Here is an 11,124-nt window from a genome sequence, read left to right on the forward strand (position 1 = left end):
TCACCCCATCAGGCGGAGCCGGGTCCGCGCCACACCCACCCGCACGCTCTGCCCCCGGGCCAGCTCCAGCGCGTCGTCCTCGATGCCGTCGCCGAAGGCGACCAGCCGGTCCGACTCGACGGTCAGCACCAGCCGCCGGTCCGCGCCGAGCAGGCCGTGCACCCGGGAGGTGCCGGTGGCGGGGGAGGGCCAGGCCTCGCGGACGAACCAGGCGAGCGCCGGTGCGGCGGGCTCGGGCAGGGCGAGGGGCGAGCCCCGCTCCAGCCAGAGGGACCGGCACCAGCCGGTGCCGCCCGTACCGGTGCCGATCAGGACGCCCGAGGATGCCTGCGGCTCTCCCTCGTCCGCCTCGTCCGCGGCGGCGCCCATCCGGCCCCCGGCGCCCTTCCCGTCCCCGGCGCCCTTCCCGTCCCCGGTGCCCCTCCCGCTCCCGGCACCCGACGCGACCGCCAGCCGGTACCGGGCCGTCTGGTGGCCGGGCTGGCCGACGTACACCTCGTTGAGCGCCAGCAGCCGCTGGGTGTCGTCGGCCACCGCCTCGACCATGGTCCGCTCCTCGGTACGCCGTTCGGCCCCCGGGCCGACCGCGGCCGGCAGCAGCCGCGCCAGGTCGTCCGCGCGGTGGCGCACCAGCACACCGGGGTTGCGCCCGGGCTCGGCGTCCACACCGATCACGGGCTGCCCGGCGAGGTACTTGGCGACGTTGGCGACCAGCCCGTCCTGGCCGACCACGACCACCACGTCCTCCGGCTCGAAGAGGAACCGGGACAGGTCGGCGCGCTCCACCCGCGTGCGGCGCCAGTCCAGCGGCACGGCGGCCGCCGCCCGCGCCAGGGCCACCTCCTGCCGCCGGTGACGTTCCTCGATCTCCCCGGCCGACCGGCCCCGGCTGCTCAGGAAGTACGCGGCCTGCCCCGGCGTGCCGTGGTGGGCGACCAGCTCCTGGTACTCGGTGCGGCGGTGGACCAGGACGGCCCGGGGCGCGAGCGTCACCGCCCGGCGCCTTCCGCGCCCGTCGCGCCCAGCTTGGCGAGCAGCCCGGTGACGAGGTCCGGGGTGAGCGTGACGCTGTCGATCCGCGGCAGGTGCTCGGCCAGCCGCATCAGCGCCAGCGCCCGCAGCACCGCCGGGTCGGCCTGCTGGTGCGCGGCCAGCCACGCCGCCTCGGCGGCGGCCTTCGCCTCGCCGAGCGCCCGCGCCGCGTCGGCCTCGGCGCCGGCGAGCCGGGTGCGGCGCTGCGCCTCGGCGTCGGTGCGGATCCGGTCGGCGGCCGACTCGTCCTCTGCCTGGAGCCGGCTGTTGGCACCCTCCTGGGCGATCAGCTGCTCCTGCCGCCGGGCGAGTTCGATCCGGTTGGCGAGTTCGTTCTCGGCGATGCCGCGCTCGTGCTCGACGGCGACGGCGCGCCGCTCGAAGGTGGCCCGGTCGGCCTCCTGCTGGACCAGTTCGCGGGCGGGGGTGCGCAGCGCGCGCTCCACCTCGGGTTCGGGGCGCAGTGCGACGACCCGGACGGCGATGACGGCGAGCCCGGTCTCGGCGAGCCGGGGTTCGGCGGCGAGCCCGGCGGCCATCCGGTCGCGGACGCCGGCGATGCCGTCGGCCAGCGCGGTGGCGAGCGGGGTGCGGGCGAGCAGGCCGAGCGCGTGCTGCTGGGCGGTCTCGGTGAGCAGCCCGGCGAGCTGGTCGAGCGGGGCGGAGCGCCAGGCGCCGGTGTCGGGGTCGATGCCGAAGTCGACGCGGGCGGCGGCCGTGGCGGGGTCGGTGATGCGGTAGGTGAGGGTGCCCTGGACGGTGACGTCCTGGAAGTCGGCGGTGCGGGCGTGGAAGAGCATCGCCAGCTCGCGGTCGTCCACCGGGACTTCGGAGAGGACGGCGGTGAGCGGGCGGAACCAGAAGGCGAGCCCGGTGCCGTCGTGGGCGATCCGGCCGCGCCGGACGTGGCGGATGTGGGTGGTGGGCTGGGCGCGCAGGTGGCGCAGTCCGAAGCGTCTGGTGATGTCGGCCATGATCGACTCCTTCTCGTCGATATGACGATATTGGCGGACAGTGGATCTCGTCAAGATGACGAAAAGGGACGGTGGGGACACCGGAGGTCCACCGGCGCCGACATGGGAGGATCGGACGGTGCTGAGGACGCGAACGACCAGGCTCCCCGCCGCACTGCTGGCCGCGGCCTGCGCGACCGCCGCGGTCGCCGTGACCGCCGGGGTCGGCGCGCCGCCGGCCCGTGCGGCCGGCGGGGGCGGCGAGGCGTTCACCATCGGGGACCCGCGGATCACCGAGTCCAGCGGTCTCGCGGCCAGCCTGCGGCACCCCGGCGTGTACTGGACCCACAACGACAGCGACGACGGCCCGTACGTCTACGCCGTCGACTCCGGGGGCCGCACGGTCGCCACCGTCACGCTGCGCGGGATCGAACCGCGCGACGTCGAGGCGATCTCGACCGGCCCCGACGGGCGGCTCTACGTCGGCGACATCGGTGACAACCTCGGCGGCAAGTGGCCCGAGGTCTGGATCTACGCCTTCGCCGAACCCGCCGAACTCCGTGACCAGACCGTGCAGGTGACCCGCTACCGGGTCCGCTACGAGGACGGGCCGCGCGACGCCGAGGCCCTGATGGTCCACCCGGTCACCGGCCGCGCCTACATCGCCAGCAAGAAGCAGGGCGGCGGCGGCCTCTACCAGGGCCCGGAACAGCTCTCCGCCACCGGCGTCAACACCTTCCGCCGGATCGCCGACGCCCCGTGGACCACCGACGGCGCCTTCTCGCCGGACGGCACCCGGCTGGTGCTGCGCGGCTACTTCGCGGCCACCCTCTACCGCTGGAAGGACGGCGCGCCGGCCGACCCCGACCCGGTCTCCCCCCCGTTCCAGCGCCAGGGCGAGTCGGTCGCCTTCACCGCCGACGGCCGGGCGCTGCTCTTCGGCAGCGAGGGCAAGGACAGCCCGGTCTGGCGCTCGCCGCTGGACGACGACCAGTTGCCCGACACGGTGCGGCCGCTGCCCGGGGCGAGCGCGTCGGCCGCCCCGAGGTCCCCGGATCCGTCCGGTTCCCCGGGCGTGCCGTCCACCGACTCCGCCTCGGGCTCCTCCGGATCCGGCGCCGGGGAGCAGGTGACCGGCGTGGCGTTCCTGCTCGCGGTGGCCGGTGCGATGTTCGGGCTGCGGCGCAGGAAGCGCGGCGGCTGACGCGGGCCGTGCCCGAAAGGGCCGGACGCGACCGCGCCGCCGGGCCGGCCGATCCGGTCCGGAGGTGCACGAACGGCCCGCCCCTGCGGCGACGGAATGCCCGGCCGCTTGACGCGCCACGCCCAACGCCGCCGATCTGTCGCCGTTTTGTGACAAAGGTTGGCCAACACCGGCCCCACGCGCGGTTTTCGTGGACGTAGTGTTCCGACTATGTCACGGAGAAGCCGCCGCTCGCCCTCCCCGGAGCCCCTCGACACCTGGGTGCCCCGCCCCCGGCGCCGCGAGACCCCGCTCGGCCTGCTCGGCCACGGCGTGAAGTTCCTCGGCTACAGCACCCTCGCCGGCGTCCTGCTGGCGGGCATCGTCCTCCCGGCCGCCGGCGCTCTCGGGCTGGGGCTGAAGGGCGGTGTGGAGGAGTTCGACACCATCCCCGACGACCTGAAGACCCCGCCGCTCACCCAGGCCAGCTGGATATTCGACGCCAAGGGCCAGCAGATAGCCAAGGTCTACGAGCGCGACCGGCGGGTGATCACCGGGGACGAGATGGGCACGCTGATACGCCGGGCCCAGGTGGACATCGAGGACGCGCGCTTCTACGAGCACGGCGCGGTCGACCTCAAGGGCGTCCTGCGGGCCATCACCAAGAACGCGGAGAGCGGCACCGCCGTGCAGGGCGCGTCGACGCTCACCCAGCAGTACGTGAAGAACGTCAACGTGGAGAAGGCCGGCGACGACCCGGTGGCCGTCCGGGAGGCGCAGCGCAAGACGCTCGGCCGCAAGGTGCAGGAGCTCAAGTACGCCATCAAGCTGGAGGAGGAGCTGAGCAAGGAACAGATCCTCACCAACTACCTGAACATCACGTACTACGGCCAGCAGGCCTACGGGATCCAGGCGGCGGCGCAGCGCTACTTCGGCAAGAGCAGCAAGGACCTGAACATCGCCGAGGCCGCCACCCTGGCCGGGGTGGTCCAGAACCCCTCCCAGTTCGACCCCAAGGCCCACCCGGAGGCCTCGCGCAAGCGGCGCGACGTCGTCCTCGACAAGATGGTGGAGAACAGGCACATCACGGCCGACCAGGCCAGGGAGGCCAAGTCCGGGCCGATCGTGCTGAACTACCAGGCCCCGCAGAACGGCTGCATCACCGCCGACGCGGGCATGGGCTTCTTCTGCGACTACGTGCGCCACGTGATCAAGCAGGACCCGGTGTTCGGCAAGACCGCCGCCGAGCGCAAGAAGCTGTGGGACATGGGCGGCCTCTCCATCCAGACCACCCTCGACCCGGTGAAGCAGGCGGCCGCGCTCAAGGCGGTGACCACCAGGGTCAAGGTCACCGACCAGGTCGCGGCGGCGATGACCATGGTCGAGCCCGGCACCGGCCGGATCCTGGCGATGGCCCAGACCCGCCCCTACGGGATCGACCCGGCCAAGAACCAGACCGTCGTCAACTACAACGTGGACGCGGCGATGGGCGGCGGCAACGGCTTCCAGCCGGGCTCCAACTTCAAGCCGATCGTGGCCGCCGCCGGGCTGGAGGCCGGGCTCACCTCCACCCAGTCCTACCCGTCGCCCAACAAGATGGACTGGCCGACGATGAGCACCTGCGACGGCACCTGGAAGAACCTGGACAAGGGCAAGAAGGGCGGCACCATCCCCAACGAGTCGTCGGGCGAGGTCGGCCCGTACGAGCTCAAGGAGGCGATGGCGCTCTCGGTCAACACCTACTTCGTGCAGATGGAGCAGGAGATCGGCCTCTGCGCGGTCAAGCAGATGGCCAACAAGCTCGGCGTCGCGGGGAAGGCGAGCGGCAAGCCGCTCCAGGAGCTGCCGGCCCTCGGCCTGGGCACCCAGGAGGTCAGCCCGCTGGTGATGGCCAACGCCTACGCGACGTTCGCCAACCGCGGGACCTACTGCACGCCGGTCGCGATCAGCCGGATCGTCACCATGGACGGCACGGACGTGCCGGTGAGCCCGGCCAGGTGCGAGCGGGTGATCTCGGAGAACACCGCCGACGTCATCAACACCGTGCTGCTCGGCGTGACCGAGAAGGGCGGCACCGGCCGTGACCTCGGACTGGAGCGCGACCGCCAGATCGCCGGCAAGACCGGCACCTCCGACGAGAAGAAGTCGGCCTGGTTCAGCGGGTACACCGGCAACCTCGCGGCCTCGGTGTGGCTGGGCGGCCCGGCCGGCGGCGTGCCGATGAAGAACATCCGGATCGGCGGCAAGTGGTTCGAGGAGGTCTTCGGCGCCACCGGCCCCGGGCCGATCTGGCAGATGGCGATGAACGACGCCGTGCGGGGCATGCCGGAGAAGGAGTTCGAGACCGTGTACATCCCGAACCCGGCGCCCAAGAACCCCTCGACGGGCAGCCCGGGCACCGGCGGCACGCCGGGCGGTTCCGCGACCGACGTCGCCCCGACCTGGCCCGGACGCCCCCAGCCCAGCGCCCGGCCGACCCGCAACCCCAACCCGAACAACCCCCGCCCCACCCAGCCCGCGCAGCCGACGACCCAGCAGGACCGGCCCGCCGAGCAGGACCACCAGCAGCAGGCGCAGCAGCCGCAGGGGCGCCAGGAGCAGGATCAGGGCGAGGAGCAGCAGCAGGACGGCTGACCCGGTGCCGGCTGCCCGGCGGGGGATGTCCGCCGGCGGCTGCCCGGCGGCGGAGCGGACGGCACCGCGCCCCGGAACGTCGACGGACGCTCCGGGGCACGGTGCCGTGCGTGCGCCGGGGTCAGTGCACGCCCTTGGCCGCCCAGAAGTCCTCGCGGGCCAGCACGCCGGTGTCCGCCTGGTCGGTGAAGAAGCCGTCCACGCCGAGCTCGTACAGGTACTTCGCCCAGCCGATCGCGTCGCCGTAGGCGTTCGGGTCGGTGCCCCTGCGGAAGTCGAGCGGCAGGAAGGAGTTCTCGTTGCGCACCGTGTACGGGTGCAGCACCAGACCGGCCGCGTGCGCGTCGCGGACCAGGGTGGTCGGCGCCAGCAGCTTGCCGGTCGCGTCGACCGGTGCGATCAGCGTGGTGGTCGGGCCGATGCCGTGCGCGAAGGAGGCGATCCAGCGCAGGCCCTCGGGCTTCACCAGGTCGGCCACCGTGCGCTGGTCGCCGGAGAGCACGAAGTCGTACGGCCGGCTGGTCGGGCCGCCGAGCAGGAAGACCTTGGGGTTGTCGACCAGCTTGGCGAGCCGCTGCAGGCTGCCCGGCTCGAAGGACTGCAGGATCGCCCGGCCGTTGCGCCCGGCCAGGCCGGTGCGGCGCAGCTCGTCGGCGAGGCGCTCCTCCAGCGGCAGGCCGATCGAGCGGAAGTAGCTGGGGTGCTTGGTCTCCGGGTAGACCCAGACCTCCCGGTCCAGCTCGCGGCCGCGCTTGCGGGCGAAGTCCGCGACCTCGCGGAAGGTCGGGATCGCCCACCGGCCGTCGTAGAGCGTGTTGCGCTGGCGCTGCTGCGGCAGACGCTCCTTGGCGCGCAGGGTCCGCAGCTCGGCGAGCGTGAAGTCCTCGGTGAACCAGCCGGTCTGGGCCGCGCCGTCGATGGTCCTCGTGGTGCGGCGGTCCGCGAACTCCTTGTGGTCCGCGACGTCCGTGGTCTCCGCGATGTTGTTCTCGTGGCGGACCACCAGGTGGCCGTCCTTGGTGGGGACGAGGTCCGGCTCGATGACGTCCGCGCCCATCCGCAGGGCCAGGTCGTAGGAGCCCAGGGTGTGCTCGGGGCGGTAGCCGGAGGCGCCGCGGTGGCCGACGACCAGCGGGTGCGGCAGGCGGTCCAGGCCGGTGCCGGTGCGGACCGGCGGGCGGGTGCCGGTCGGGCGGCCGGCGGCGACGCCGCGCTCGTCGGCGGCAGCGGCCTGCTCGTCGCCGGGCCGGTCCGCGCCGGGGGCGGCGAAGGCCTCGCCGGCGCCGGCCGCGAGGGCCGCCGCGCCGAGCCCGGCCACGCCGGTGGCCCGCAGGAAGGAGCGGCGGGAGGCCGCGCCGGCGTCGGCGGACTCGGCCGGGATGCTGCCGTCGGACGGACGGTACGTCATGGGAGCTCCTAGCTCGCGCTGGTGGCGTCGCGGTGGTGGGTGCCGCCCGCACACTAGGAGCTGCCCGGCCCCGTCGGGTGGCCGAGGGGCGAACTGCGGAAGAAGTTCCGACACCCACCGTCCGTTCGTCCACCCCTTCGCCGGTCCGCCCGCGTCCGTCCGGGGCCGTGCGCCCGCGTCCGTGCGCCCGCGTCCGTCGGTGGTGTCCGGCCGGCGCCGGGCAGCGGCTCAGAGACCGGCGAGCAGCTCCCGGCCCAGCGGCCAGTCGCCGAGCCCGGAGTCGGAGTTGAGGTGCCCGAAGGCGCCGGGCTCGACGTGGCGCGCGCCCCAGGCCCCGGCGAAGTGCCGGGCGCGGTCCGGGGTGACCCACGGGTCGTCGGTGCTGGAGACCACGACCGCCGGGAACGGCAGGCGGGCCAGGGCCACCGGGCGGAACCCCAGCAGCGCCGGGACGTCGGCGCGGTCGATGTCGGCGGGCGCGACCAGCAGCGCCCCGCGCACGGCAGCCGTCCGTCCGGCCGGGGCGCCGGCCGCCCAGCGGGCCACCGTCACGCAGCCGAGGCTGTGCGCCACCAGCACCACCGGCCCGTCGGCCGCCGCCGCGGCGACCGCCGCGTCCAGCCGGGCCACCCAGTCCTCCGGGTCCGGGAAGTCCCAGTCCGCCTGCTCCACCCGGACGAACGACGCCGGGTCCGCGGCCTCCCAGCGGCTCTGCCAGTGGGCCGGTCCGGAGCTCTGGTAGCCGGGCAGGACGAGATGGGTGGTGCGGTCCGACATGGGGGCGGACTCCCTCCGGGGCGTTGCGGTTCACGGAACGGTGCGGTTCACGGGGCAGGAGGAGTCTAGGTGCCGCCCGGCCGGGGGGGCGCGCGCCCCCTGAATGGGGCGCGAAGGGCCGTGCGTGCGCTGCCGGACGACCGGTGCGCCCTGTTGCGCGGGTGCGGCGGGTGCGGGAGGTTGGTCCGGGTCCGCTCCGGAGCCGACCGGCGCCGGAGCGCACCGACCATGACGGACCGTCACGCGGATCCGTTCGCAACCGTTCGGAGGGATGTCGGCGATGGCATCGAAGATCCTGCTCGTCACCGGGGACGCCGCGGAGTCGCTGGAGGTGTTCTACCCGTACCAGCGGCTGCGCGAGGAGGGCTACCAGGTCGACATCGCCGCGCCGTCGAAGAAGCGGCTCCAGTTCGTGGTGCACGACTTCGTCGACGGCTACGACACCTACACCGAGAAGCCCGGCTACACCTGGCCCGCCGACGTGGCCTTCGCCGACGTCGACCCGGCCGACTACGTGGCGCTCGTCATCCCGGGCGGCCGCGCGCCCGAGTACCTGCGCAACGACCCCGAGGTGCAGCGGATCGTCCGGCACTTCTTCGAGGGCGAGAAGCCGGTCGCGCAGATCTGCCACGGCCCGCTGGTGACCGCCGCCGCCGGGGTGCTCGGCGGGCGGACCAGTGCCGCCTACCCGGCGCTGGAGCCGGACGTGAAGGCGGCCGGCGCCACCTACGTGGACGGCGAGGCGGTGGTCGACGGCGTGGTCGTCTCGGCCCGGGCCTGGCCCGACCACCCGGCGTGGCTGCGGGCGTTCGTCGAGGTCCTGCGGGTCAAGGCGCCGGTGGCCTGAGCCGCCGGGGGAGGGGCCCGTCCCCGAGACGGTCTCGGGGACGGCCCCGGGCGGGTCTCGGGGGCGGGCCCCTCCCTACGGGGGAGCGGCGCGCCGCGGACGGCTCGGCCAGAGGTCTGAAGACCCGCCCGAATCCGCCTGTCAGAGTGTCAGTTGCCGAGATCGGCAGGGGTGTTGAGAGCACTCCGGGACACCGACGCAGGAGGACGCATGGGCATGGCGGAGCACGGGCGCGGGACGGGGCCGGCCGCCCGCGGTGACGGTCACGGGCGCGGTCACGGCGGCGCGGGGCGGTGGCGCGCCACGGCCGTACGGGTCGTGGCGCTCGCACTGGCGGGCGCGGGCCTGGTGGGCGTGACGGCCCCGGTGGCCGGCGCCCTCGGCACGGCGGGACCGAGCGGGGCGGTGGCGGTGACCGGTACGCAGGACGCGGCGCCGGACGCCGTCGGCCGGGGACCGGGCAGGGGGCCCGACACCAGGCTCCTCAACGAGGCGTTGAACGGCATCGTCCAGGGCGGCGGCGTCTCCGCCGCCCTCGCCCGGGTCGGCGACCACGGCCGTACCCTCTGGAAGGGCGCGGCCGGTCTGGCGGACCGCACCACCGGCGCCCCGGCCACCGCCGAGGGCCGGTTCCGGATCGGCAGCGTGACCAAGACCTTCGTCTCCACGGTCGCCCTGCAGCTGGTCGCCGAGGGCCGGATCGGCCTGGACGACCCGGTGGAGCGACTGCTGCCGGGCGCGGTGCCGAACGGCGCGGACATCACCCTGCGCCAGCTGCTCGGCCACACCAGCGGGGTGTTCAACTACACCGAGGACGACGCCTTCGACATCGAGCGGCCGGGCGCGATCGAGCACTGGCTGGAGTCCGGCCGCTACACCCGCTGGACGCCGCAGCAGCTCGTCGCGCTGGCCAACGCCCACCCGGCGTACTTCGCGCCGGGCCAGGGCTTCCACTACTCCAACACCAACTACGTCCTGGTCGGACAGATCATCGAGCGGGCCACCGGCCGCAGCTGGCAGCGCGAGGTGGAACGCCGCGTCATCCGCCCGCTGGGCCTGACCGGTACCTCCATGCCCGACCACGCCACGGGCATTCCCGGCCCGCACGCGCACGGCTACTACGAGCTGCCCTCCGGCCCGGCCGACGTCACCGAGCTGGACCCGAGCATGGCGGGCGCGTCCGGGGCCGGCATCTCGACCACCGCCGACCTCAACACCTTCATCACGGCGCTGATCGGCGGCCGGCTGCTGCCCCGCCCGCAGCTCGCGGAGATGATGGCCGTCACCCCGCAGAGCGGGGGGCGTTACGGCCTCGGCCTGGAGCGGACGGCCACGGACTGCGGCGTGCTCTGGGGTCACGGCGGCGGCATCCCCGGCTACAGCACCGTGCTGTACACCACCGCCGATCTGCGCCGGCAGCTCGCGGTCTCGATGAACGGCACCGGAGGGGTGGAGACCCCGCCGGCCACCCGGGAGGCCTACGACAGGCTGGAGGCCGCCGGGACCTGCGCCGGCTGACGCCGGTCCCGTCCGGTCCCGCCGGCCCGGCCGGTGCCGTTCTCCGGGACCGGCCGCCGGGCACCCGGCCGCCGGACCGGCGCGGCGGGGCTGCCATCATGGCCCGCACCCGCAGGGACGTCGTCACGAGGAGGACGAGAGATGGCAGATCCGCTGATCGCCGAGGTCGGGGGCCGGGTGCCCGCCGTCGACCCGACCGCGTTCGTCGCGCCGAACGCGGTCGTCGTCGGGAGCGTCACGGTCGGTGCCGGGGCCGGCGTCTGGTACGGCGCGGTGCTGCGCGGCGACGCCGAGACGATCACCGTCGGCGCGGGCAGCAACATCCAGGACAACTGCACCCTGCACGCCGACCTCGGCTTCCCGCTCGTCCTCGGGGAGCGGATCTCGGTCGGCCACAACGCGGTGCTGCACGGCTGCGTGATCGAGGACGACGTGCTGATCGGAATGAACGCCACGGTGCTGAACGGCGCCCGGATCGGCACCGGCTCGCTGGTCGCGGCCGGTGCCGTGGTGCCGCAGGGCACGGTGGTCCCGCCCGGCTCGCTGGTCGCCGGAGTGCCGGCCAGGGTCCGCCGCGAGCTGACCGAGGAGGAGCGGGCCGGCATCAGGTTCAACGCGGAGGGCTACCGGCTGCTCGCCGACGGGCACCGGGAGCTGCGCCCGCTGCCGCCGGTGAAGGCTGACCCGGACCCGGCCGGCTGAGGGCACGGGCCCGGATCAGCCGGACGCACCGACCCCCGCGCCCGCCCCGGGGGGGGGGGGCCGGGCCGGG

At 74.6% G+C, this 11,124-nt stretch carries 9 protein-coding genes; 5 read left to right on the forward strand and 4 right to left on the reverse strand.

Features of this window, described 5'->3' with window-relative positions; translation table 11 throughout:
* Window positions 1-993: a hypothetical protein gene (locus ACFCX4_RS14015; RefSeq protein WP_376141907.1), complete on the reverse strand. Its 993-nt coding sequence runs from the start codon at window positions 991-993 to the stop codon at window positions 1-3.
* Entirely contained in the window at window positions 990-2,006 is a 1,017-nt protein-coding gene (locus ACFCX4_RS14020; protein WP_376141928.1) for an SPFH domain-containing protein, read from the reverse strand. The genes ACFCX4_RS14015 and ACFCX4_RS14020 overlap by 4 nt, the downstream gene beginning before the upstream one ends.
* 118 nt (window positions 2,007-2,124) lie before the next feature.
* On the opposite strand from ACFCX4_RS14020, the gene ACFCX4_RS14025 reads away from it, so the two are divergent.
* Window positions 2,125-3,189, forward strand: a complete 1,065-nt coding sequence (locus tag ACFCX4_RS14025; RefSeq protein WP_376141909.1) for a hypothetical protein — start codon at window positions 2,125-2,127, stop codon at window positions 3,187-3,189.
* 210 nt (window positions 3,190-3,399) lie between these two features.
* A complete protein-coding gene (locus ACFCX4_RS14030; protein ID WP_376141912.1) occupies window positions 3,400-5,802 on the forward strand; it encodes a transglycosylase domain-containing protein in 2,403 nt (800 codons plus the stop codon).
* Window positions 5,803-5,923: 121 nt separating this feature from the next.
* Here the strand turns inward: ACFCX4_RS14030 and ACFCX4_RS14035 are convergent, their stop codons facing one another.
* Both ACFCX4_RS14035 and ACFCX4_RS14040 read right to left on the reverse strand, forming a co-directional pair.
* Complete coding sequence (locus ACFCX4_RS14035; protein ID WP_376141914.1) at window positions 5,924-7,210, reverse strand: glycerophosphodiester phosphodiesterase; 1,287 nt, start codon at window positions 7,208-7,210, stop codon at window positions 5,924-5,926.
* Between the two features lie 228 nt (window positions 7,211-7,438).
* A complete protein-coding gene (locus ACFCX4_RS14040) occupies window positions 7,439-7,987 on the reverse strand; it encodes an RBBP9/YdeN family alpha/beta hydrolase (protein WP_376141916.1) in 549 nt (182 codons plus the stop codon).
* Between the two features lie 280 nt (window positions 7,988-8,267).
* On the opposite strand from ACFCX4_RS14040, the gene ACFCX4_RS14045 reads away from it, so the two are divergent.
* From ACFCX4_RS14045 to ACFCX4_RS14055, 3 genes are all read left to right on the forward strand, one after another.
* Window positions 8,268-8,834, forward strand: a complete 567-nt coding sequence (locus ACFCX4_RS14045; protein WP_376141919.1) for a DJ-1/PfpI family protein — start codon at window positions 8,268-8,270, stop codon at window positions 8,832-8,834.
* Between the two features lie 210 nt (window positions 8,835-9,044).
* Window positions 9,045-10,352, forward strand: a complete 1,308-nt coding sequence (locus tag ACFCX4_RS14050; protein ID WP_376141921.1) for a serine hydrolase domain-containing protein — start codon at window positions 9,045-9,047, stop codon at window positions 10,350-10,352.
* A gap of 141 nt (window positions 10,353-10,493) precedes the next feature.
* Window positions 10,494-11,054, forward strand: coding sequence for a gamma carbonic anhydrase family protein (locus ACFCX4_RS14055; protein WP_376141923.1), 561 nt, complete (start codon window positions 10,494-10,496; stop codon window positions 11,052-11,054).
* Window positions 11,055-11,124: the final 70 nt, after the last annotated feature.

Origin of the sequence: Kitasatospora sp. NPDC056327, from assembly GCF_042261735.1 — a bacterium.
Lineage (GTDB): Bacteria > Actinomycetota > Actinomycetes > Streptomycetales > Streptomycetaceae > Kitasatospora.

What these genes read in the sequence shown, in the direction of transcription:
- ACFCX4_RS14030 (WP_376141912.1), top strand. Translation starts at nt 3,400, where the DNA reads ATGTCACGGAGAAGCCGCCGCTCGCCCTCCCCGGAGCCCCTCGACACC.
- ACFCX4_RS14050 (WP_376141921.1), top strand. Translation starts at nt 9,045, where the DNA reads ATGGGCATGGCGGAGCACGGGCGCGGGACGGGGCCGGCCGCCCGCGGT.
- ACFCX4_RS14045 (WP_376141919.1), top strand. Translation starts at nt 8,268, where the DNA reads ATGGCATCGAAGATCCTGCTCGTCACCGGGGACGCCGCGGAGTCGCTG.
- ACFCX4_RS14035 (WP_376141914.1), bottom strand. Translation starts at nt 7,210, where the DNA reads ATGACGTACCGTCCGTCCGACGGCAGCATCCCGGCCGAGTCCGCCGAC.
- ACFCX4_RS14055 (WP_376141923.1), top strand. Translation starts at nt 10,494, where the DNA reads ATGGCAGATCCGCTGATCGCCGAGGTCGGGGGCCGGGTGCCCGCCGTC.
- ACFCX4_RS14020 (WP_376141928.1), bottom strand. Translation starts at nt 2,006, where the DNA reads ATGGCCGACATCACCAGACGCTTCGGACTGCGCCACCTGCGCGCCCAG.
- ACFCX4_RS14040 (WP_376141916.1), bottom strand. Translation starts at nt 7,987, where the DNA reads ATGTCGGACCGCACCACCCATCTCGTCCTGCCCGGCTACCAGAGCTCC.